15 protein-coding genes are annotated in these 24,167 nt (G+C 64.3%); 4 read left to right on the top strand and 11 right to left on the bottom strand.

The window, feature by feature from the left end:
* Window positions 1-10 precede the first annotated feature (10 nt).
* The 4 genes from CVS27_RS03740 to ppgK all read left to right on the top strand — a co-directional run bounded on the left by CVS27_RS03740 (window position 11) and on the right by ppgK (window position 4,554).
* Window positions 11-943 (top strand): carbohydrate ABC transporter permease, encoded by a 933-nt coding sequence (locus tag CVS27_RS03740; protein WP_103464387.1) that lies wholly within the window; start codon window positions 11-13, stop codon window positions 941-943.
* Window positions 944-954: 11 nt separating this feature from the next.
* On the top strand, window positions 955-1,875 hold the full coding sequence (locus CVS27_RS03735) for a carbohydrate ABC transporter permease (RefSeq protein ID WP_103464386.1): 921 nt from the start codon (window positions 955-957) through the stop codon (window positions 1,873-1,875).
* A 66-nt stretch (window positions 1,876-1,941) separates the two neighbouring features.
* The gene (locus CVS27_RS03730) at window positions 1,942-3,615 is read left to right on the top strand and encodes a glycoside hydrolase family 13 protein (protein ID WP_103464385.1); all 1,674 of its coding nucleotides are present in this window, start codon (window positions 1,942-1,944) and stop codon (window positions 3,613-3,615) included.
* A gap of 168 nt (window positions 3,616-3,783) precedes the next feature.
* Window positions 3,784-4,554 (top strand): polyphosphate--glucose phosphotransferase, encoded by a 771-nt coding sequence (ppgK, locus tag CVS27_RS03725; RefSeq protein ID WP_103464384.1) that lies wholly within the window; start codon window positions 3,784-3,786, stop codon window positions 4,552-4,554.
* A gap of 24 nt (window positions 4,555-4,578) precedes the next feature.
* Here the strand turns inward: ppgK and CVS27_RS03720 are convergent, their stop codons facing one another.
* The 11 genes from CVS27_RS03720 to CVS27_RS03670 form a co-directional block, all read right to left on the bottom strand.
* The gene (locus tag CVS27_RS03720; protein ID WP_103464383.1) at window positions 4,579-5,415 is read right to left on the bottom strand and encodes an inositol monophosphatase family protein; all 837 of its coding nucleotides are present in this window, start codon (window positions 5,413-5,415) and stop codon (window positions 4,579-4,581) included.
* A 2-nt stretch (window positions 5,416-5,417) separates the two neighbouring features.
* On the bottom strand, window positions 5,418-7,715 hold the full coding sequence (gene ligA, locus CVS27_RS03715; protein WP_103464436.1) for an NAD-dependent DNA ligase LigA: 2,298 nt from the start codon (window positions 7,713-7,715) through the stop codon (window positions 5,418-5,420).
* A gap of 132 nt (window positions 7,716-7,847) precedes the next feature.
* Complete coding sequence (locus tag CVS27_RS03710) at window positions 7,848-12,284, bottom strand: type VII secretion EssC family protein (protein ID WP_103464382.1); 4,437 nt, start codon at window positions 12,282-12,284, stop codon at window positions 7,848-7,850.
* Complete coding sequence (locus CVS27_RS03705) at window positions 12,281-12,985, bottom strand: FHA domain-containing protein (protein ID WP_103464381.1); 705 nt, start codon at window positions 12,983-12,985, stop codon at window positions 12,281-12,283. The genes CVS27_RS03710 and CVS27_RS03705 overlap by 4 nt, the downstream gene beginning before the upstream one ends.
* A gap of 42 nt (window positions 12,986-13,027) precedes the next feature.
* A complete protein-coding gene (locus CVS27_RS03700) occupies window positions 13,028-14,731 on the bottom strand; it encodes a serine/threonine-protein kinase (protein WP_103464380.1) in 1,704 nt (567 codons plus the stop codon).
* Window positions 14,728-16,809 carry an FHA domain-containing protein gene (locus tag CVS27_RS03695; RefSeq protein ID WP_103464379.1) on the bottom strand — a complete coding sequence of 694 codons (2,082 nt, stop codon included), beginning with the start codon at window positions 16,807-16,809 and terminating at the stop codon, window positions 14,728-14,730. Before CVS27_RS03695 ends, CVS27_RS03700 begins: the two co-directional genes overlap by 4 nt.
* Window positions 16,802-17,800 (bottom strand): PP2C family protein-serine/threonine phosphatase, encoded by a 999-nt coding sequence (locus CVS27_RS03690; RefSeq protein ID WP_103464378.1) that lies wholly within the window; start codon window positions 17,798-17,800, stop codon window positions 16,802-16,804. The genes CVS27_RS03695 and CVS27_RS03690 overlap by 8 nt, the downstream gene beginning before the upstream one ends.
* A complete protein-coding gene (locus CVS27_RS03685; RefSeq protein ID WP_503092323.1) occupies window positions 17,797-19,278 on the bottom strand; it encodes an RDD family protein in 1,482 nt (493 codons plus the stop codon). Before CVS27_RS03685 ends, CVS27_RS03690 begins: the two co-directional genes overlap by 4 nt.
* A 26-nt stretch (window positions 19,279-19,304) precedes the next feature.
* Window positions 19,305-21,752 (bottom strand): transglutaminase domain-containing protein, encoded by a 2,448-nt coding sequence (locus CVS27_RS03680; protein WP_243400034.1) that lies wholly within the window; start codon window positions 21,750-21,752, stop codon window positions 19,305-19,307.
* A complete protein-coding gene (locus tag CVS27_RS03675) occupies window positions 21,749-23,080 on the bottom strand; it encodes a DUF58 domain-containing protein (RefSeq protein WP_103464377.1) in 1,332 nt (443 codons plus the stop codon). Before CVS27_RS03675 ends, CVS27_RS03680 begins: the two co-directional genes overlap by 4 nt.
* A gap of 61 nt (window positions 23,081-23,141) precedes the next feature.
* Entirely contained in the window at window positions 23,142-24,113 is a 972-nt protein-coding gene (locus CVS27_RS03670; protein WP_103464376.1) for an AAA family ATPase, read from the bottom strand.
* Window positions 24,114-24,167 lie beyond the last annotated feature (54 nt).

The raw sequence follows: 24,167 nt of genomic DNA, 5'->3' as shown, positions 1-24,167 counted from the left end.
GGAGAAAATCATGACTGCCCCAGCCAGCGTCCGCACAGTTGCCCCAGCTGCCAGCGACACAGCACTCAAGATCAACCACAAGAAACGCAAGGTTGACCCCACCTACTACTGGATGATCGTTCCGGTTCTGGTCCTTTTCGCCATCTTCAGCACCATTCCGGCCTTGATTGGTGGATTCTTCAGCTTCACCAATTACGCCGGCTACGGCGACTGGAAAATGGTGGGCCTGCGGAACTTCCAAAACATTTTTTCAGACCCCGAAATCCTGGCGTCCTACGCGTTCACTTTCTTCTTCGCCATTGTGGCAACCGTTGTGGTGAATGTGGTGGCCCTGCTGCTGGCTTTGGGCTTGAACTCGAAAATCAAGTTCAAGACTGGCATCCGCGGTATTTACTTCATCCCCATGGTGCTCTCCGGGCTCATCATCGCCTACGTGTTCAACTACCTGTTCTCCAACACACTCCCCGGCATTGCCGAAGCCCTGGGCATTGCGCCCCTGGCCACCAGCATCCTGGCCAACGAGCAGTGGGCGTGGGCAGCCATCGTGTTTGTCACCGTCTGGCAGGCAGCTCCGGGTGCCACCATCATCTATCTGGCCGGCCTGCAGAGCATTTCCGAGGACGTTTATGAGGCTGCTTCCCTTGACGGGGCCGGGCCCTGGCGCCAGCTGCGCAGCATCTCCTTGCCACTGATCGCAGGCTACGTTGTCATCAACACCATCCTGGGCTTCAAGGGCTACCTGGGCACCTATGAAGTCATTGTCGCCTTGACCGGCGGCGGCCCCGGCACGGCAACCCAGTCCGTTGCCATGCGCATCTTCTCCGGTTTTTCCGGCGGCGACTACTCGTACCAAATGGCCAACGCGATCATCTTCTTCATCATCACGCTCATCATTTCGCTGCTGCAGCTGCAAATCCTGCGCCGCCGGGAGGTTTCACTCTAATGACACCAACAATGACAACCGCATCAAAAGTGACTGCTCTGCGCCCGGAACTCCACGGTCCGGCGAAACTGGACGCTCCCCGCCCCGTCAGGACCCGGCGCATCAACCGCGAAGGCTACAAGATCAACTGGTGGATGACGTCGCTGTTGCTCGTGGCATCACTGACCATCCTGGTTCCGCTGTACTTCACCATCAGCATGGCCCTGAAATCCCCCGAACAAGCTGCCTCCGGCACCGGCTTTGCCTGGCCCACGGACCCGCATTGGGAAAACTTCGCCCAGGCGTTTGAGCTGACCAACTACCCTGCCGCCTTCATGTCCACGGCGTTCATCACAGTCATCTCCGTGCTGGGTGCCCTGGCCGCGAGCTCCATGGTGGCCTACGCCATTGTGCGCAACTGGGACAAGAAGTTCTTCCGGCTCTCCTACATTTACTTCCTCTCCGCCATGTTTGTGCCGTTCCCGGTGGTCATCCTGCCGCTCATTAAGCAGACGGCCATGTTTGGCCTGGACAACCCGCTAGGTGTTGCCTTCATCCACATTGTGGGTGGCATCTCCTTCAACTCGCTGCTGTTCATCGCCTTCCTGCGTTCCATTCCGGTGGAGCTGGAGGAGGCTGCAAGGCTCGACGGCGCCAGCACCTGGCAGACGTTCCGCAAGGTCATCTTCCCCCTCCTTGCGCCGATGAGCGCCACGGTAGGCATCTTCGCCTTCCTGGGTTCCTGGAACGACTTCCTGCTCCCCCAAATGCTGATAGCCGACCCCGCACTGCAAACCCTGCCGGTGGTCCAGCAATTGTTCCAGGGCCAGTTCAACACCAACTACTCCCTGGCCTTCGCCTCGTACCTGATGGCCCTGGCGCCGACCCTGTTGGTTTATCTGTTCGCCCAGCGCTGGATCATGTCCGGCGTGATGCGCGGCGCAGTGAAATAGCGCAGTGAAATAGCCCTCCCCCATTTTTCAACGCTTCCCAAACCACCCCACACGAAGGAATACACCATGACCGTTTCCCCGCTCTCCGTGCTGAACGCCGACACTCTGGCCGCCGATCCCCATTGGTGGCGCCAGGCAGCCGTGTACCAGATCTACCCGCGCAGCTTCCACGACGCCAACGCCGACGGCCTCGGGGACATCAAGGGCATCACCGCCAAGGTGCCGTACTTGAAGGAACTGGGCCTGGACGCCGTATGGCTGAGCCCGTTCTACCCCTCCGAACTGGCCGACGGCGGCTACGACGTTGCCGACTACCGCAACGTTGACCCGCGTCTGGGCACCTTGGCCGACTTTGACGAGATGGCCGCAGCCCTCCACGACGCCGGCATGAAGATTATTGTGGACATTGTCCCGAACCACTCCTCGGACCAGCACGCCTGGTTCCAGGAGGCCCTCGCCGCCGAGAAGGGTTCCGCGGCCCGGGCCCGCTACATCTTCCGCGACGGCCAGGGCACCAACGGCGAGCTGCCGCCGTCGGACTGGGGCTCCATCTTTGGCGGCCCGGCCTGGACCCAGGTGCCCGACGGCCAGTGGTACCTGCACCTGTTTGCCTCCGAGCAGCCCGACTTCAACTGGGACAACCGCGAAGTCCGTGACGATTTCCTGAAGACCCTGCGCTTCTGGTCCGACCGGGGTGTGGACGGTTTCCGCATCGACGTGGCCCATGCACTCTCCAAGGACCTCTCCGAGCCGCTGCCGAACAAGGCCGAACTGCGCAGGCTGGAGAAGCTGCACAACGGCTCCAACCCGCTGTGGGACCGCGATCAGGTCCACGAAATCTACGCCGAATGGCGTGCACTGTTCAACGAGTACAACCCGCCGCGCACAGCCGTTGCCGAGGCCTGGGTGGACCAGTCCCGCCGCGCCCGCTATGCGTCCCCCACCAGCCTGGGCCAGGCCTTCAACTTTGACCTGCTCATGGCAGACTTTGAGGCCGAATCCTTCGTCTCGATCGTGACCAAGAATCTGGCCGAGTCCGCCGCCACCGGCGCCTCCTCCACCTGGGTGTTCTCCAACCACGACGTGGTCCGCCACGCCACCCGCTACGGCCTGCCCAAGCTGGCCGATGCGGAAAAGACCCAGGACGGCAAGGACTGGCTCCTGAACGGCGGCGAGGAATCCGAGCTGGACCGCGAGCTGGGGCTGCGCCGCGCCCGCGCCGCAACGCTGTTCATGCTGGGGCTGCCCGGCTCGGCGTATCTCTACCAGGGTGAGGAACTGGGCCTGCACGAGGTGGCCCACATTGCCGACGCCGACCGCCAGGACCCGGCGTTCTTCCGTAACACGGGCATCGAAGTGGGCCGCGACGGCTGCCGTGTGCCCCTGCCCTGGACCAGCACTGACACGTCCTTTGGCTTTGGCGAGGCCGCCGCGCACCTGCCACAGCCGGCCTGGTTTGCTGAGCACGCAGCATCCGCCCAGGACTCCGTGGACGGCTCCACCCTGACCCTTTACCGCGACGCCCTGGCCCTGCGCCGCCAGTTGCAGACGGGTGAGGAACTGGACTGGATTGCCAACGCCAACGTGGACGTGCTGCACTTTGCCCGTCCCAACGGCTGGAATGTCGTGACCAACTTTGGCGATACCGCCGTCGAGCTTCCCGAAGGAACTGTTGCCGTGAGCAGCGTTCCCTTGGCAGGCGGCAAGCTGCCCGCCAACGCCACGGCCTGGCTCGTTTAGTCCCCACCCGCTCCCCTTTGATGGGTCGCTAGCGACCCATCAAAGGGGCCCCTCGCGGGCGTGGGCCCAACCACGCCCTCCCGGACCTCGTTCCTCCCGCGAGCCTGCCGCCCACCCCAGCATCCGGGGTGAGCGGCAGCGCGCATTAGCCCCTTGAACGGATTTTCCATGGAATCAACAACCCGCGAAGCCCTGCGCCTGGGCATCGACATTGGCGGCACCGCCATCAAGTACGGTGTGGTCAACACGGACACCGGAAACCTGGCCAGCCCCATGGCCCAACTGCCCACACCAAACCCCGCCACACCCGACGCCGTGGCACGGGCCCTCCAAGCAGTGGTGGCGGACGTCCAAGGCTGGGACCAGTCGCCGGAGCCGGACGCTGCCGTGGGTGTTGCCTTCCCCGCCATCATCCGCCGCGGGACAGCCTGCTCGGCGGCCAACATCAGCGATGAATGGATAGGCCGGCAGGTCAACGACTTGCTTGGCACAGCCCTGAACAGGGACGTCCTGGTCATCAACGACGCCGATGCCGCCGGTTTGGCCGAGGCGGCCATGGGCGCAGGAAAGGGACAGCACGGGGCGGTTCTGGTCCTGACGCTGGGCACCGGGATTGGTTCGGCCCTGGTGGTGGACGGGGCCCTGGTGCCCAATTTTGAGCTGGGCCATCTGGAGATCGGCGGGGAAAAAGCTGAAGCCAGGACCTCAGCCGTGGCCCGCGAACGCGACGGCCTGAGCTGGCAGGAATACTCCCTGCGGCTGCAGGATTATCTGGCCCATGTGGAGTTCCTCTTCTCCCCCGAGCTGATCATTCTGGGCGGCGGCATCTCGGTGCGGCATGAGGAATTTTTGCCGCAGCTGCGTTTGGACACCCCTGTGCGCCCGGCGCTCCTGCACAACACGGCAGGCGTTGTGGGGGCGGCGTTGACCCTGCGCTAAGGAACGCTGTGACCTAAGCCGGGCCTACTGCTCCGGGGCGAAGTGGCCTTCCAGCCCGGGCACGCAGGCGGCTGTCCACACCCCGAGGACTTCCTCGCGCGTGGGCAGGCCGTTGACGGCCGGGCTCAGCACCGGGCGACTCACCCAAGCGCCTGCCTCTTCGGCAATCAAGCCACCGGCGGCAAAGTCATGCTCAAAGAGGCCGTACTCCAGGTAGGCGTCCACCCCGCCCTCGGCCACGGCGCACAGTTCCAAAGAGGCCGAGCCCAGGCGGCGCATGTCCCCAAAGTGGTCCATCCGCGCATCCAGTTCGGAGACCAGACGACGCCGGATGGCCGGCTCATACGTCAACGCCGTGGACAGCAGGGTCCCGCCCCTGGCATCGGTGGGGCCCGTCAGCTGACGCACGGCCGACACGCCGTCGGCCCGGGTTTCATCCAGCCAGGCACCGCCGCCGCGGGAGGCGAAGTAGATCCGGCGCAGGGCGGGTGCGTTGACAACGCCGGCCAGCCATTCGCCGTCGGGCCCGGCAACAGCCACCGAGGTGCCGTAGTAGGCAATGTTGCGGATGAAGTTCATGGTCCCGTCGAGCGGGTCGATGCTCCACCGGTAGCCCGACGGCTCAGCAGGCAGTGCCGGCGCCAGCTCCTCGCCCGTGATGACGTCATGCGGACGCACATCGGCAATTACGGCGCGGACAGCGTTCTCGGCGGCAACATCAAAGGCCGTCACCCAGTCAGCATCGGAGGACTTTTCCGTGGCGCCGAACCCTGCCGGATCCCGGACGGCCAGCACGGCCGCCCCCGCCGCGGCCGCGCGCAAGGCCACTTCCAAAAGTTCGTCAATGCGATTCTGGTGCATGGCTACTCCCCTAAGTTTTCTGTGCTTGATTCTTCAACAGCCGGCCCCTCGGCCAGCAGTCGGGCAAAACCTTCCTCGTCCAAGACCTTCAGGCCCAGCGATTCGGCCTTGTCCAGCTTGGTGCCGGCGTTTTCACCGGCCACCACGTACGAGGTATTTTTTGACACCGAACCCGAGGCCTTGCCGCCCCGGGTGATGATGGCCTCCTTGGCCTCGTCCCGGCTGAAGTTGGGCAGCGTGCCCGTCACCACAATGGTCAACCCCTCCAGGGTGCGGGGGGTGGATTCATCCACGGCGTCAGCCATGACCACACCGGCGGCAGCCCAGGCATCAACGATCTCCAGGTGCCAGTCCACGGCAAACCACTCGATAAGTGCGTCGGCAATGATGGCGCCCACCCCGTCAACGTTGGCCAGCTGCTCGCGCGCATCCTCAGTCTTCAGGGCCGTGCGGATGGCGTCCATGGTGCCATAGCGTGTGGCCAGGGCGCGCGACGCCGTGGGGCCAACATGCCGGATGCTCAGGGCCACCAGAACACGCCACAGCGGCTGGGACATGGCCTTGTCCAGTTCCTTGAACAGCTTCTCCGTGGTTTTGGACGGCACGGAGGGTTTCTTGGCCGTGGCCTTGGTGTAGAAATACGGGACCAGTTGGAACTTGCCGGTGCCGGCTCCCTTGGCCCGGATTTCACGCCACACGGTGACCCCGGCCAGCGCCTCGCGCAGGGCAGGATCCGGGTAGCTCTCGGCCAGTTGGAAGATTTGCGCCTCGCTGGTGATCACGCCAGGGCCGCTGGGGGCAATCACGCCGTCGTGCTCCGCCGGGTCCGGGCCCGCACCGTTGGTCAGGGCAGCAGCAGCCTCATAGCCCAGGGCCTCAATGTCGAAGCCGCCCCGGCCGGCCAGATGCGCCACGCGTTCGGTCAGCTGCACGGGGCAGGATTTGGCATTGGGGCAGCGGATGTCAATGTCGCCCTCCTTGGCCGGCGCCAGCTCAGTACCGCAGGACGGGCAGTGCGTGGGCATGACAAATTCGTACTCGTCCCCGGTGCGCAGCGCCACCACGGGGCCCACGATCTCCGGAATCACATCCCCGGCCTTGCGCAGCACCACAACATCGCCAATGAGCACGCCCTTGGCCTTGACCACGTCCTGGTTGTGCAAGGTGGCCATTTCCACGGTGGAACCAGCCACCTTCACCGGCTCCATGACCGCATACGGGGTCACACGGCCGGTGCGCCCCACATTTACCCGAATGTCCAACAATTTGGTGTGGACTTCCTCCGGCGGGTACTTGTAGGCCACGGCCCAGCGCGGCACCCGGGAGGTGTTGCCAAGAGCCCGCTGGGTGGCAAAATCATCAACCTTGACCACAATGCCGTCGATCTCGTGGATCAAATCGTGCCGGTGCTCGCCGTAGTGGGCGATGAATTCCAGCACTTCTTCGAGGGTGTCCAGCACCTTGAAGTAGGGGCTGGTGGGCATGCCCCACTCCATAAGCTGCGCGTAGGTCTCGGACTGGCTGGTGGTTTCCAGTCCCTCGCGGGCACCAATGCCGTGCACGTACATGCTCAGCGGCCGCTTGGCCGTCTCGGCGGGATCCTTTTGGCGCAACGAACCTGCCGCCGAGTTCCGCGGGTTGGCAAAGGGCGCCTTGCCCGCGGCCACCATTTTCTCGTTCAGCTCGGCAAAGTCCTTGGAGGCGATGAACACTTCGCCGCGGATCTCCACCTCGGCCGGGAAACCGGTGCCGTGCAGGCGCTGCGGGATGTCCTTGATGGTAGCCACATTGTGGGTGATGTCCTCACCCGTGAAGCCGTCGCCGCGCGTGGCAGCGCGAACCAGCACGCCGTCGCGGTAGAGCAGATTCACGGCCAAGCCGTCAATCTTCAGCTCGGTCAGCCACTTCGGGGCCAGGCCGTGCTGCTTCTGAACCGACGCTTCGGCCTTGCGCAACCAGGCTTCCAGCTCCTCGAGGGAGAAAACGTCCTCCAGGGAATACATGCGGGCCAGATGGTCGACGGCGGCGAACGCCACGGACGCTTCACCTCCGACCGTCTGGGTGGGGGAATCGTTGGTGATCAGTTCCGGATGCAGGGCCTCGAGGGTCTCCAGCTCGGTGTACAGCACGTCAAACTCGGCATCGGAAGCCAAGGGGGCGTCGTCGTTGTAGTACGCCGCGCGGTATTTTTGGATCAAATCCACCAGGACGCCGTAGCGCTCCCGGTCTGCGTCGGCGGGGATTGGCTGGGTTTCTTCTGGCTCGCTGCTCACGCCTCTATCCTGCCACGAGTAGGCGATTACGCAATGACGCGCCGACGCACGAAAAAGCGCCCCGTTCCGCTTGTGGCGCCCCGTTAACGGGGCGCCACAAGCGGAACGGGGCGCCGCGGGCTCCCAACAAGGCCCGGGACCCGGCACGGCGGGCGCGAACTACCGCTCGTGGTCCATGGTGCTGGCCACCTGCAGCTTGAAGGCCTTGCCGCGGCCCACCACGTAACCACGCCCCGGGATGAACTTGTTGTGGTAGATCCTGCCCAGGGAGGTGTTCATCAAGGTGTCGCCCTCCACATCCCCGGGGTTCATCAGCAGGCCGCGGCGGCCGGCCTTGAACAGCCCGGCCAAACTCCAGGCACCGGACCACGTGGACGTTTCAGACTCGCCCACCACAAAGGCGTTGGCCTTGATGGCTGCCTTGATCAAGGTGGCAAGGTCCATTTCCGCCTCGGAATCGGTGAACTCCGTGACGCCCTCAATGAAGAAGGCCACGGGCTGGCTTTCGCTTTCCACCAGGTCAATGAAGCGTTGCAATTCCGGTTCCAGCGCCGCTGCGGTGACAATCGATTCATCCCACACCGGCAGCTTGGCGATGGCGGAGCGGCGCGAGCCGAAGTACACGCGGCGGGTGCCCGGCGTCGAACGTTTCAGGGCTTCGGCCAAGGTGACCAGAGCTGTGGTTCGCCCGGACGACGGCGGTCCCGTGAGCATGAGCGCGCCGCTGGCTTCCAGGCCCGCGGCTTCCAGGTTGTAGTCGTCCACCCCAATGATCACGTGGCCCGGAGCTGCCGCCGGGAGCACATTCAGGTCCAGCATCTCCGGCAGGGCTTCCACCCTCGGAGCCTGCGCCACGCCCTGGCGGCGCATGGTCTCGGCCAGGCTGGCGACCGACCGGGCCTGCAAGGCCAGGTTGGAGGTGCCGCCAAAAATGGCCAACTGGACTTCGCCGCCGTCGATCATGCCACGGCCGGGAGGCGAAGCAGCGCCCAGGACGTCGCGGGGCAGGCCAAGGTTTGAGTAGTCGTCGGAGGTGGCCAGGCGGAGCACCAGCAGGCGCTGCACGGAGGACGCCAACGACGCCGGCAGGGACTTGGGGCTGTCCCCGGCAATGACAAGGTGCACACCCATGGGACGGCCGTCGGTGGCAATTTGCTGCAGGGTTTCAAACTGGTTCATGCCCGCACGGAATTCATACAGTTCACGGAAAGCGGCCAGGCCGTCCACCATGACAATGATCCGCGGCTCGTGGGGCTTGTTGGCCAGGCGGCGGTACTCGGCAATGCTGCCAGCTTTGACCTGCGCAAAACTCTGCGCCCGTTCCTCGATCAGGCCACGGACGTAGCGCAGCAGGCGCCCCACCCGTTCGTTGTCCTCGGCGTTGATGATGCCGCCAACATGCGGGAGCACCTCCAACATTTGCAGGCCGTTGGAGGCGGCGTCAATCCCATACACCTGCACGGGGCCGCCGCGCGGGGTGATGGCGGCGGCAACGGCCAGGGTGCGCAGTGCTGCGGACTTGCCCGAACCGCTGGCACCGAGGATGGCCATGTTGCCGTCCTTGTCGGGTTCAAAGAACACCGTGGGCTGGGCCTGGTGTTCGGGATCGTCCATGACGCCCAGGAGCAGCTGCTCATCGGTGCGTGCAGTAGGCAGCTTGGAGAAGTCATAGACTTCCGACAACTCGCTCAGCCACGGCTTGCGCGGCGGCTTCACGCCCAGTTCCACCGCGGCCAGGGAAATATTTGCCACCACGCGGGAAATGTCATTGGGGCCGCCCGACTCCGCCACGGGGGCACTGGCAAGTTCCTGCTCCCACGGGTTTCCGGCACCGAAGTCCATCTCCACAATGTCAATGCGGGGACGCTGCGGGGTCCGTGTTGTCCAGCCGCCGGCGTAGCCGGTCTGGAACCCCTGGATCCGGCCGGGCCCGGTCTTGGCGGCGCCGCGGCCGGGAATGGATGGGCTGAAGTACGCGGCGGACGGCTCCCCCAGAATGTCCACGGAATCGTCAACATCGGCCATGCGCAGGGCAATGCGCATGTTGGTGTTGGCGCGCAGGCTGTCCTTGATGACACCCGAGGGGCGCTGCGTGGCCAGGATCAGGTGCAGGCCCAGCGAACGGCCACGGGCGGCAATGTCCACCACGCCGTCAACGAACTCCGGCACTTCCTTGGCCAGCGCGGCAAATTCATCCACCACAATGATGAGCGACGGCGGCGTCTCGGGATCCGCTTCACGCTCCATGGCGAGCAGGTCCTTGGCCTTTTTGCGGTTGAGCAGGTGCTCGCGGTGGTGCAGTTCCGCCCGCAGGGAGGTCAGGGCGCGTCGCACCAGGTGCGGGGAAAGGTCCGTCACCAGGCCCACCGTGTGCGGCAATTGCACGCAGTCGGCAAAGGCCGCCCCACCCTTGTAGTCAACAAACAAGAAGGAGAGCCGGTCGGGGCTGTAGGCGGCAGCCATGCCCAGCACCCAAGCCTGCAGGAACTCGGATTTTCCGGCACCCGTGGTGCCGCCCACCAGGGCGTGCGGGCCTTCGGTCTTCAGGTCAAGGTACATGGGTTCAACACCCTTGGACCCCACCAGGGCGCGCAGGGAACCCTGGTGTTTGCGGTTCTTCACGGCGCGGGAGGCCACGGAGTTGTTCTCCAGCCACCTGTCCGCAATGCCTGTGGTGCTTTCCACCAGATCGTGGCCTGCCAGCGCAACATAGGAGACGCTGCGGGGCAGATCGGAGTCGTCATCCACCGGCTTGCTGGAATCGACCACCGGTGCCAGCATGCGGGCCAGCTGTGCGGCCAGCTCGTCGCTGACGCTTTCACAGCTCACGGGATACGTCAGTTGGCCCAGCCGGACCTGGCCCGTGGTGGCGGTTTCGGCCACATGGACAAAGTCGCGGCAGGAGGCCGGCAGCGCCTCGATGGAGGTGGCAACCCACAGAATGTGCACACCCACGTCGGCACCGTATTCGGTGAGCCGGTTCAGGCGGGCACGGTCCACTTTGACGTCGTCTTCAATAATGAGCAGCAGGGCCGGCACCACGGGTGCAGGAATCTCCACCTTGGCGCGATCCAGGGAGCCGCGGTGTGCGGCGCCGTTGGCGGCCATGTTCACTCCGCGGTTCACCAACAAATCTTCCAGCGCGGCCAGGAGTACGCTGGAGGCGCCGGTGCCAGAGGCCAGGTGTTCCCCGGCCAAGGGCGAATGCACCGAACCAACATGCGGGAGCCACTGCAGCCATTCCCACCGCTGCTTGGATTCCGTGGATGTCATGGCGGCTACGGCAAGTTCCGCCGGCGAATGCAGGCCCACGGCCTGCAGCACCAGGGCACGGGCCACATCGTCAACTACCCCGCGCGGCCCGGCAACGCCCACGGCGCCGCTGGTGCGGAACGCGGCAACAACAGGCACGGCGTCGATGTCGGAAAACTCGGTCTTGACGTCCTGGATTTCGGCCATGTACTCGGGCAGCGTATTGCTATCCGCCGGTGCCTTGACAGGAGTGCGTGAGGGCTGGCGGCCCACGCCCAAGCGCAACGACAGGAATGCCGAGTGTTCGGGGCGGTGGGTCCACATCAGCGGACCCAGCTTGTAGATGGCGTCAACGGTTTCGCTCGTTGACGGGCTTTCCGCCAGCCTGACGGCCCGCTCCACTTGCTGGCGGGCAGTCATTTGGCGGCGGAACTCGGCAATGGCCCCGCGGAACTGCTCAATGGAATCCTTCAGTTCACGCTTGGCGTTGGCTTTTTGATCCAGGTAGCCGCCAATCATCATCAGCGGCATCATGGCCATGAAAATGAGGCTGAACGGGCTCCGGGTCACGCCAAACATGACACCGCCCATCAGCACGGGGGCGATGAGCATGACCAGCGGGAAGCGTTCGCGCCGGGGCCGTTGCGGGCCGGAGGGAAGGATTTGTTCCTCGATGGCAAAGTGCGGCACCACGCGGGGCGAGCGGTTGAATTCCACCAAGGGGCCCGTGGGCCCGGATTGGGTGCGCCGGCCCAGGCCCACCACGGAAATGGTGGTTTCCCCCAGTGTCACCTCATCCGAGGAGCCCAGCACTGCCCGGGAGATCTGGGTGCCTTCCATCATGAGGCCGTTGGCGGAGCCTGTATCGGCAATTTCCACCGTTTCGCCAATGGTGATGCGGGCGTGCCGTTTTGAGGTCATGGGATCGCTGAGGCGAACGTCAACGTCAAAGTCGCGGCCCACATAGCTGGTACCCAGCGGCAGGGCGAACTCGCGGCCCAGGTCCGGCCCGGCCGTGACGCGCAAGGTGGCAGCTGCTGGCCCGCGGTCCTGTTGGGGCACGGCAAAGGTTTCGCTGACCTGCGTCAGGGACACCGTGGCGCCGGGGCGCAGCCCGGATTCTTGCAGATTGCTCTCCGGCGGCAGGGTGCGTCCGCGCACCCCGCCCACCACGGATTCCTCCACTAGCAGGGAAAGGTTTGGCGGGGCGGCAGCCCCCTTGCGGGCGGGATCGGACAGGTACAGTTCGGTGGCGATGTCCCCCACCGAGGCCAGGCCGTCAACCGTGACGGCCAGATTTTTTGCCTCCTGCGGGTCACGCCGAAGCGTCAGCCGGATCCTCATTGCACATCAATTCCTCGTTGGGCGTCCAGCAGTGGCAGGTCATCGGGGGTGACCAGGTGGGAGGTCACTGCATGTTCCACCAGCCTGGTACGGCGGTTGGTAGCCAGTTTTCCGCCGCCGCCGCGCAGGCCAACAACACCCACGCGGTCCAGCTTGTCGCACACATTGTCCAGTTTGCGGTTGAAGCGGGTGAGCGCCCAGCCCAGGCGCTTGGCGGCCTGCGCGGAGGACGGGATGGCGCTGAATCCGGTCCCGCCGCGGCGCAGCATGGGCTCGGCCAGCGCCACAATCAGCGCCTTCTGGGACTCGGTGAAGACTACGGGCCCAATGGTGGTTGAACCGGCAGAGTCGTCCTCGCGGCTTTGGGACATGAACGACGGCGATTCCAAGTGAACCGAGAATTCGTACGTGGTGGGGCCGGCGGTAAAAATCACGTTTGTCTGGCTAAAGACCAAGGGGATGCGCGCGCCCGGTGCCATCCACGCCTGCATGCCGCCTGCGGCATCAGCAATCGTGGCCGAGAGCATGGTGCCGGCGTTGGTCAGCCACCAAATGCCGTCATATTTGCTGACTTCCAGGAACTTCCTGTGCAAATAAGGGTTGTCATCAACTTCAATGTCGCCCTCACGGCCAATCCGAAAAACTTCTTCCGGCGCCGGCTCGTACCATTCGCCACAAAAATCAATTGTTAATTCCGCCATGACGGCAGCCCCCTGGGTTTATTGCTGATGACTAAAAAGAATCTAGGAGCACTTCTTGGACTCCGCTGAGGTTTGGCCGTTCTTGCGAACAAGCTTCACCGATATGCAGCTCTGGCCGTTGGGATCGTCCACCACAAACGCCCGGTTCTCGGTGATGGGCTTGAACGTTCCGGTATCCACGGCGCTGACGGAGGCCCACAAGTATTTGTCGCCCTCCTGCGGATCCGGGTTGTTCCAGCTCCACTCGGAACCGCCGTTTTTTGGTGCGGCCGCCAGGTCGCTAACGGGCGGGACCTCCGCGCCCACTATCAGGGCCGTGGGCGGGGGCGAGGTCTTTTGCGCCTGCGGATCCACCGTTGCCGGCGCCCCTCCGCCCACGAAAACCATGATTCCCACCACGACGGCGGCCACCAGTACCAGCCCCGAGCCCAATCCCAGCCACAGCCGTTTCTTGCTGGGCACTGCCGGTGCGCTTAACGCCGGCGCTTCGCCGGGGGCCGGGCGGAGCTGATCGCTGCGCGGCACCGTGGATTCCAGCACGGGGTGGTTCCACTGCGCCGACGGCGCACCAAGCGACGGTGCACCAAGGGAGGGCGCACCAGCTTGCCCTGCCGGGGTGGCCGGGCCCGCCGACGGCAGGGTTTGGCCGTTGCGGTTCAGGCCGGTGGTGGACCCGGTCTCGCCCGGCACGGTGTTGACGTGCGGAGAAGCGTTGATGTGCGGAGCAGCCGCGGACGCCCCGCCGCCGGTGTTGTTGGCTTGACGTGAGGGAAACGTGGGGTTGGAGGTGCTGGCATCGGGGTCAATGGAAACGACGCTGCGAACTCGTGTGGGCTCGGAATGGTCGTCGGGACGAAAATCCGCCGCAACAATCTCTTCCTGCACTTCAAAGGGGGTGACGGACAGGTTCATGTCAGCCTGGATGCGCATCAGGGCGCGGGCAAAGTCCTTGGCGCTGCTGTACCGCGAGGCCGGTGACTTGGCCATGGCGGTGGCCAGGACCAGCTCAAGTTCGGCCGGGATGTCTGCCCTGCCCAAGGCGGGCAGGGGGGCCGCGTTGATGCGGGCAATCAATTCTCGCTGGGAATTGTCCGCCCCCGGAATAACAAAGGGCGAATGCCCGGCCAGCAACGTGTAAATGGTGGCGCCGAGCGCCCAAACATCCACCTTGATGCCGTCGGTGGCGCCGGAGCCAAAGGATTCCGGCGGCGACCACGGAATGGACATGCCGCCGCCGTCGGCCTGCACCGCATCCATGGTTCCGGAGATGCCAAAGTCGGTCAGCGCCGGCCTGTTGTAGTCGGTGACCAGGATGTTGGCCGGCTTGATGTCCCGGTGGGCAATGCCAGCCCTGTGGGCTGTCTCCACGGCCGAGGCAACCTGGATGCCAATTTCCAGGGCCTTGTCAGCACTGAAACGGCCTTGCCGGTACTGCATGTCAAGGCTGGGCCGGGAGCAGTATTCCATGGCCAGGTAGGAGTGCCCGGAATCGGTGATCTCGGCTTCAAAGATGGTGACAATGTACGGGTGCGCGGAAAGCTGGGCCATGAGGTTGGCCTCGGACTCAAAACTGGCCCTGGCCCCACTGGTCTTCAGATCGGCCGTCAGGACCTTGACGGCAACCTTGCGCCGCGGCCTGTCCTGCTCATAGAGGTACACATCGGAGAATCCGCCGGAGCCCAGCACGGAGACGAACCTGTAGCCAGGAAGCACCGGGGGCGCGGCGGGAACACGCTTGCTACTCACAGCAGGCCTTCAAAGAGCAAGGAGATCCCGTCTCCCAGCTCGGCGATGTCACCGTTGAGCAAGATGGCCTGCTCACCTTGGCTCAACCGGCGCGGCGCCTGGCCTTCACGGACCAGCACCGTGCCGTTGGTGGCCTTCAGATCCACCAGGAGCACATCCCAGCCGTCAAGGCGGACCTCCACATGGGAGCGCGAAATATCGTCATTTCCACTGTTGACCTGCACCAGGCGTGGCATGGCTCCGCCCATGACCCGGGAGACGGAGGGCTGGCGGCCAATGATCAAGGAATGGTCCAGTGCAACCACTTCACCGCTGGAAATGTGCATGGTGCCCAGGCGCGGCCGGCCCACTTCGCGTGGTTCGGAGTTGATTCCAGCCCCGCAGTCCGAACACTCGGAGCGGCTCGGCGGGTTGGCGTGGCCGTGGGGGCACATGCGCGCCAAAACCATGGGTCCGGTGGGCGGGCGCGACTCCAGCGGCGCCGGTGCGCCAGCTTCTTCGCCGCTGGCCCCGGTGACGTCACTGACGTCACCGCGCATGACGGTATGGCCGTCGTGGTCGGGATCGTAGGGCTGATCGGCGGATGCGCCTGTTTCGGTGCCCGCAGCAAATCCGGCACCGCCTTCAAAACCGGCACCGCTTTCAAAACCGGCACCGCTTTCAGAGCCGGCGTCCGGCTGCTTGGCCCACGGCACGGAGTCGATCAACAAGCCTTCGGGTTGCCATTGCTCCTGGGCGCTCTGCGCGGGGGCAGCGGCGCTGAGGTCTGCAGCCACTTCCTCGGCAAGGCCCGCCACGGGCGGCAGGGGCGGAAGCGGTGGCAGCTGCGCCTCCTGGACGCCGTGCGCAATCGCCTGGCCGTCGTCATCGAGACGAACGGCCGCGTCCTCAACACTTCTGGCCACTGTGGGGCCGAACAAGTGGTCGTAGTTGGTGGTGAATCCGTCCTCGGCAGTCTCTTGCCCGGCGAGGTGCCCTTCGGATTCCGGCTCATTGCCAGCCGGCTCTGCGGCTGCATGCTCCTCGGAAGTGAGGCCGTGGGCAAGGGCCGTGCCGGCGGCGTCAGCTTGGCCGTCATAGCTGGCTGTCTCGGCGGCGTCGATGAGCACTGCCACGTCTTCAGTCAACGATTCGTGAAAGGCCGGCTGCCCATCGTCGAGGGGTTCAGCGTGGAAAGGTTCCGGCTCCGAGGACTCTTCCTCGGACAAGTCGGGGCGGATGGTCAGGTTCAGGTCTGCCTCGTTCAGCGCCGCCATGGGGGCAAGCTGGGCGTTCCACTCAGCATCGGCGGCCTCGGCGGCCATGGCAAAGCTGGCATAGGCGTCGTCGTCGTCCTCGGCATCGTCCACCTCGGCGTTTTCCGCCCCGTCGCCATTCACCATGTCGTCAGTCACCACGGCATCGTTCGCCCCAGCGTCGTGCACCGCGGCGCCTGCCACCTCGGCATCGTTCACCTCGACGTCGTCGGCCTCGTCCTGCACGGGCCCGCCGTCGGCAAGATCGGCGATGGGGTGCGCCAGTTCCGTGGCGTCCTGCTCCGACTCAACGAATTGATCCAACCAATCAGTCTCGGCGGGCGCCGTCTCAGCAAGCGCTGCCTCGGCAAACACAGGCTCTGCAAGCACTGCCTCTGCAAGCTCCATGCGCAGCGATTGCAGCAAGATGACAGCCTCGCCCACGGGCAGCAGCAGGGACGGTTTGGCCGGCTCTGTGGGTTGCGCCAGGGTCAGTTCAAAGGATTCGGGCAGCGGCAGCGAACGCTCACTCCAGGTGGTGACGTCCCGGCCTGACACCATCTCCGAGGAGTCGCCAGTCTGCGCCACTAAGGTCATGTCGCCACGCAAAATGGCGTGCAAACGGTCGGACTGGACCACAATGGCAAAGTCGGGCAGCCCTGTCAGCTCCGTGCCGAACTGCCGTGTGACCTCGTTGAGGACACCGTGAATGGTGGGCTCCTGCCCCAGGAACTCCCACAGTGCACTCACGATTACCTGTTCGGTGTGCCCCTTAAGCACAATCACCGAGCCCGATCGCACAATGCCTAACCATGAACCTGTGCTGTACGTGGTGCTAACCATGATTCTCCTCGTGCAGGGGTGCGTTGACGCGTGTGGGCAATTCTTGCCCGGGCGCCAGAAATTCCTTGGGAATGGATTCCAGAACTTCTGTGGGGTGGGTGTCCGCCACGGCGCCGGGAATGACTTCCTGTGCCGCCGTCATGCGCGGCAGGGTGTCCTCTGCGACAGTGGATGCCATGCTCGCCTTGCCCAGGGTTTCCCCGCCGACGCCGCCGTTGACGTTGCTGGCATCGACAACAACCACAGTGATGTTGTCCCGTCCGCCGGAGCGCAGGGCCGCCTGGATCAAGGAATCCACGGCGTCCTGGGGGTGGCGCAGGGTGCTCAGGGCACGGTGAATTTGGGTGTCGCTCAACTCTCCGGAGAGCCCGTCGGAGCACACCAGAATCCTGTCGCCTTCTTCGACCGGGATCAGCCAGAAGTCAGCTTCCGTGTCAGTTCCGGTACCCAGGGCACGTGTCACCACATGGCGCCGCGGGTGGGTCAGGGCTTCCTCGGGGGTGATGAAACCGGCGTCCACCAATTCCTGCACCTCGGAATGGTCCACACTGACCTGGCTAAAGTTTCCCTGGCTGAGCCGGTAGGTTCGGGAATCGCCAACATTGAAGACCAGCCAATACGGCACACCACGCTCTTCAACCAGCACCACCCCGGAGAGAGTTGTGCCGGCCCGGGCGTTGGTGAGTTCGCGGATCCTGGCATCGGCAAGGTGCAAGGCGTGCGCCAGGTCTGACGCCGTTGCCTGGCGGGAACTGGCCATCAGGACACTTTGCTCACTCAGGGTTTGGATGCATTCGCGGCTGGCCACCTCGCCAGCCTCGTGCCCGCCCATGCCGTCGGCAACTGTGAATAAGGGATCGGCTGCAAGGAACGAGTCCTCGTTGAGTTCCCTACGCAACCCCCTGTCGGTGCCAAAGCCAAAGCTCAGGCTGACGCCGGGGGCGCCGTGGGCCAAGCTGTCCCGGGCCGGGGTACCCTCACCAGCGCTCATGGACGCCCCACCACAAATGACCTGTCGCCGAAATGCACCCGGGTACCAATGCCGGCCAAAGCCGGGGTACCTCCGTTCAGCGCAGTCCTGCCCCCGCCCACGGCTGTGATGGCACTGCCGTTGGTGGAGTTCCTGTCGGTAACCCACAGGCCCTCACCACTGGCCCGAACATGCAGGTGCGTCTTGGAGACGGACCTGCTGGAGTCTTGAACTGACACAAGGCGAGAAATCATCTCACCATCGTATCCGGCGGGGTTGCGGCCAATGAGCGCCACGGCTGTGATGTCTTCGGTGTGGCCGTCATCAAAGGTCAGCCGGAGCCCCACAGCGGCGGGGATGGGGCGCACACGGGTGTCCCCGGCGTCGTCATCGAGCAGCCCGATTGGCGGCTGCCCGGCGTAGGGTTTGGTGGTTGTCTCCCGGACTGCTGGCGGCGGCGGGGCAAAGGAGGAGGCCTGGCTGAACTGAATTGGCTGAGACGGTGGTTGCTGCGGCTGCTGCACTAGCGGCGCGGCACCGGTGGCAGCGCCCGGAACAGAGGTGATGGGTCCCTGGAACTGCTGGCCTTGGACTCCCGGCACAGCTGGTCCGGGCACAGCTGCGCTCTTGCCAGTCGTGCTGTTGCCAGCTGCGCTGTTGCCCACTGCGCTTCGCGCTGCTTCGCTTGCCGGGCGCTGAGCCAGCGGCGAGGTGACAGGAGACAGGGTGGGAACGGCCGCGGGCACAAAGTTGGCCCGCTCCTCTATCCCACCGGTTTCCAGGGGGTCGCGGCCAGCCTTGACGTTGAAAACCAGGGTGTGGGCCAGTTTGTCGTGCCAGCCCTGCCGCTTGCCATTGGCGTCCCAGGTGTTGGAAATGACCACCAGGAGCGGACCAAGAGTGGGAACAATGGAGCTGACGGCAATGACCACGTTGCGCAGGAAGATGGCCAGCACACCGGCCGGGCCGCCGTCCATGTTGGTGGTGCGCAGGCCAACCATGATGTTGCCGGGTGTCTTGCCGGATTTGGCTTCCCAGAGCCACAGCCAGATGCCATAGGCCAGCGAGAGGACACTGGCAATGCCTGTCAGGATCAGCAGCCAGCTCAGGTTCACCTGGGCAAATTCGCCAACCTGGGTGACGGCGATCTTGCTGGCCCCAATGCCGGCGGCCACGCCCAGCAGAATGCCGGGGAGCACCCCGTCAATGAGTTTCGCCGCCAAACGGCGTCCGGCTCCGCCCGGAACCAAGGCTGTGGCGGCAGCGATGCGGGGATCAACCTCGCGCTCACGCGGGGCCACCAAAGGGCCCGTCTGCGTGGTGCCCACGGACACAATGCCCGGCAGAGACCCTGCACCAGGCACACCCAAAGGCACCGAAGCAGGTGCCGATGAGGCGGCACGGTTGTTCACCGCGGCACCGCACAGTGTGCAGAAGGCCGCTCCCGGAGAGAGCACGGCTCCACAATTCCGGCAGGGTTCGGCCGCTTTTTGCGCCATGTACTTAGTACCCTTCTTATGACTTCTTATGACTTCTTGAACAGCTGAGACAGTTTGGAGCTTAGTGCCACACCACGCGAACGCCATGATTGCTCCTGGCCCTGTGCATCGCGCGTAAGTGCCTTGCGCCTGGCCCGGGCCTGGGCATCGGCCAGTAACGACCTCGGTGAGAACCTTGCCCGTTGCCGCTTCCAGAATCCTACCGACTCGCTCATGCCCTTGACCGAATGTTCCACGTTTTGCCAGTACATGGCGACTTGTTCCTCGCTGGGCTGGCCCGGGCCGAAGATGGCGGCGTCTGCACGCTCGGCCAGCAACGCAGTGGTTGTTGAGCTGGCGGGGAAGGCGTCGTTGAGCAAAACTGCACTCTCGCGGCGGGTCCCGTTGGTGTCCATGCCAGCGCCAAGGTCCGTCGCCAGGCTCAGGACCTCGGACCAGCCACCGCTGACCCTGTCGGTGGGCAGGCCCTGGGTTTGGCGCTTCTTGCGGCGCCGGGTCTTCAACGCCACAATCAGTACCAGCGGCAGGGCAATGATGATCAAGGGGATGGCAGCCACACCAATGATCATCAAAATCTGGCCAAGGATGCCGGCCTGATTGTTTTTCTTGCCATCGGTGTCCAGGGCGTCCGGAGCGCTGTCCGGGGGAAGGTCCGCCGGTTCCTGCGGCGGCGGCGGGGGCTGGAGCACCTGCGGCTTGGGCTTGGACGCGTTTTGCGGTTCCGGCGGGTTGGGCACGTGATCCTTGTCCGGCGTCGGATTGAAAGGCACCCAACCCAGACCGGAAAAGTTCACCTCAACCCACGCGTGAACGTCCGATCCCTTCATCTTTATACTCGGCGCACCATTGTTGGGGTCCTTCTCATCCAGGTAGAAACCCATGACAACGCGGGCCGGAATGCCCAGGTGGCGGGCCATGAGCACCATGGCTGTGGCGTACTGTTCATCGTCGCCCACCATTTCCTTGCCGCTGAGCAGCTTGGTGACGCGCGCGGCGCTGTGGCCGGAATTGGAGGGGGTTTGCCCTTCCAAGCCGTTGCTGAACTTGCCCTCGCGCTGCAGGGCGCCTTCCAGGGCCTGAACCTTCTTCAACGGCGTGTCTGCTTCACCCACAATGTCGTTGGCCTTGGTGCCCACCACCGCGGGAACGTTTTCCAGCTTGGGCAGGCGCACCGAACCAAAGTCCGAGCCCGCCAGCTTGTTGCCGTCAACGCTCGGGAACGCCACGTCCATGCTGTAGGAATCGCCCTTGGCAACGCCGTCAAGATTCAGCGCCGAACCGGAATCCTTGTTCAGGTACAGGGTGGGGGTTGGGCCGCTGGCGCTTTGGTAACGCAGGCTGTTCGCCACGGAGACGCTGGGAATCCAGACGCCCTGGTACCCGTCAATGACAAGGTCGACGCCGGTTCCCCCACCGTCGCTGGCGCTCCCCAGTGCCGAGGGGTCACCAATGGGGGAAAAGGATGCCGAACTGTTGGGGTCCACGTTGAACACCACGCCGTTGTAGTTGTCCATGGCAGCAACGCGGACACGGCCATTTTTGGGCAGGCCTGTCACGTCAAAGAGGACTGTTTCCTTTTCATTTTTGACGTAGTCGCGGAACTTGGTCAGCGGCGAGGGCAGATCGTGCAGATCCGGCGGCGGAATGACCGTGTCACGCAACACCTCACGGCTGGCGCTGCTGGTCAGTGCCGGCGCCGCAGCCATGGTGACCGCCCCAGCCACCAGAATGACTCCTGCGGCCAGGCCGATGCGGCGCAGCAGGGAGGTTCGTGCCCCGGAGGCGTCGTGGACTTGCTGGTTGGCGGAGATGCTGCCGGCATTTTCGCGCCGGCGCATTTCATGCCTGTAGGCCAGCCAGGCGATCGCGGCGATGCTCAGCAGGGAACCACGCAGCACGGGCAGGAACACCTGGGCTGTGCCAAAGAGGATGGCGGTAATGAACAAAACAATGACAGGGATCATGGCCCAGTAGGCGCTGCGCAGCCGCCACGCCAGGGTGCCGGCAACCACAGCTGCCACAAAAGCGCTGAGGTATGGAACCACCATGACCTCAACGCTGATGCCCACGGGCGGGGCCAGGGTCAGCAATTGCTTCCATGACAGCATGATCCCCAGCAGGAGTCCGCGCAGGGAGGCCAGGCTGGGAATGAAGCCCATGATTGCCGTACTCGACGCCGCCAGGGCACTGCCGAAGATCATGTAAACAGCGAATGCGAGACCAATCATGGTGACCAGGCCCAGGCGCCAGTGCGCCCCGGCGGCCGCCACTGCCAAGCCGATGACAATGGCACCGAAGCCCGCCAGCAGGTAGTGGGGATCGTGGCCAAAGGTGGGGCCAAAGCCCAGGACGCCAAGGCCCAGCAGCACTGTCAGCACTGCGCCGTCGATCATGAAATGCCACCACAGCCGCCCGCCGGAAAAGGCTGAGGACTTACGTTGCGGCTGCGCTACCGCGCTCCTGCGGGCGTTCATGCGATGGCCTTTCTCAGCACCATGGACAGATCACTCAAGTCACCCAGGGTCAGGACCGTAAGGTCGGCAATGTTGGCGCGGGCGGATTTCGCCCCGGTAAAGCAGCGTACGGCGAAGGCACGAACACCCGGCGGCACGGAGGCGGCTGCGCTGCGCAATTGTGCCGGTGTCACCTTCGATCCCACCACAAAGAACACCACTGAGGCGTTGGGGACGGCATCCGTGAGCGTTCGGGCAAGATCCACCGAGGTGCCGCGGCGGTTGTAGCCCAGCAATCTGGTCATGTCATCGAGCAGGTTCTTGCCGGTTTCGCAGCGAATGGGTCCGCGCTGGGTGATGACGTTGAGCTCGCGGTGTTCCTTGATGGCTTGGCGGCCCAGCGAGGCTGCCGCCGAAATGGCCAACTCGAAATCGTCGTCGTTCTCATATTCGTCCGTGTTCACCGACAAGGCCACGGCCATGTGGGAGCGGCGGGTTTCCTCAAACTGGCGCACCATCAACTTGCCCGTGCGGGCAGTGGTTTTCCAGTGGATGTGCCGGCGGTCATCCCCCGGCACGTAGTCACGCAGGGCATGGAAGGCAATGTCTGAGTTGGACAGGTCCTTGGTGGTGAGGCCCTCGAGGTCCTTCAGGAACCCGGCTGCGGGCCCGTCCAGGGAGGTGGTGCGGGGGTGCACAAACAAGTCTGTGGGATCAGTCCAGAGAACCTGGCGGCGCAGCAGGTGCAGCGGGTCGGCACGCACCGAGCGGACCGGGCCAACGGTGATGACTGCGCGCCGGGTGGTGGGGATGGTGAAGAGGTCCTCGTGGATCTCCCCCGGCTTCATCGTGGGCAAATGGAACAGTGCCGTGGCAAGGCCCACCGGCAGTTCCAAGGCTGCCGGCAGCACCGTGCGCGGTGAGGTGTTTTCCACGGCAATGCTGCCCACCGCGTGCTCGCCCACAGCAACGCGCGTGCGTGCCAAGTCCAGTTTGACCGCGTACATGGACTTGCCCAGCACAAAGGCGATGGCAATCAGCAACAGCACGGTGGCCAACAGGGCAGCCACTTTGGCTTCCTGCCAGCCATAGCTTGCCCCGAGGATCCACAGCAGCACAGCAGTTCCCAGCACTACAAAACCCAGGGTGCTGATGGTGGCCAGCACCGGGCCAACGTAGCGTTTGAGCCAACCCATGGCCTTGGCCCACCCCGGGCCCAGATAGGTACCGGCCACCTTGGACGCTTCACGCGTCAACGACGCCGGGTGCAGGCGTGTTGGGGTGCCGTCGCTGTGGAAGGGCCGGGAGAGGAACTCCCCCACCTTCGAAGCGCTGGACTTCATGCTCATGATTGACCTTTGACTCAATGTGCTGTTGCTGGACGTGCTGCGAAACGCGTTGTTGCCGGCGTCAGGCTGAGGCGCGCTGCTGCGGTGCAGCAACTTCGGCCAGCACCCGGCTCAGCACAACTTCGGGGGTGGCGCCGGCAAATTCCGCTTCCGGGTCCATAACAAAACGGTGCGTCCACACATAAGGAGCAAGCTCCTTGATGTCGTCGGGCAGAACGTAGTTGCGGCCCTTGGCTGCTGCCCACACCTTGGCAATGCGAACCATGGCAATGGCGCCACGGACCGAGACGCCCAAACGGGTTTCCGGCGCGTTGCGGGTCTCCTCGCACAGGCGTGAAATGTATTCCAGCACAGCGGCGTCCGTGTGTGTGGTGGAGGCCAGATCAGCCATTTCGGCCACGGCGGTGGGTGTGATGATGGCCTGCAGGGTCGAGGTCCTATCGCGCTGCCCGGAGCCGGAGAGCAGCTGTACCGTGGAGGCGTGGTCCGGGTAGCCGATGGAGGTCTTGACCAGGAAGCGGTCAAGCTGCGCCTCGGGCAGGCGGTAGGTGCCTGCCTGCTCAATGGGGTTCTGGGTTGCCAGCACCATGAACGGACGGCCGGTCTCATAGGTGGTGCCGTCCATGGTCACGCGGGATTCTTCCATGACCTCAAGCAACGCCGACTGGGTCTTGGGCGAGGCACGGTTGATCTCATCGGCCAGCACGATGGTGGCGAAGATGGGGCCCTTGTGGAAATCAAATACCTGGCTCTTCTGGTCATAGATCATGACACCCGTAACATCGGAGGGCAGCAGGTCGGGGGTGAATTGGATGCGCGAATTGGTGCCCTTCACGGTTGCCGAAATGGCCCGGGCCAGCATGGTCTTTCCCGTGCCCGGCGCATCCTCGAAGAGGACGTGGCCCTCGGCGAGCATGGCGGCCAGGGTCAAACTGACAACGTGGGACTTGCCCAAGATGGCCTGGCCAACATTGGCAACCAGCTTTTCAAACGTTCCTGCAAACCACGTGGCCTGTTCCGGCGTCATGGACATAGTTCATCCTCTTTCAATCTTGTTGATCCCTGCAGTGGCTGCAGGAAACCTGAA

Origin of the sequence: Arthrobacter glacialis (genome assembly GCF_002909445.1) — a bacterium.
Lineage (GTDB): Bacteria > Actinomycetota > Actinomycetes > Actinomycetales > Micrococcaceae > Specibacter > Specibacter glacialis.
The sequence above is the reverse complement of the archived record's forward strand: the minus strand, read 5'-3'. Positions and strand labels throughout refer to the sequence as shown.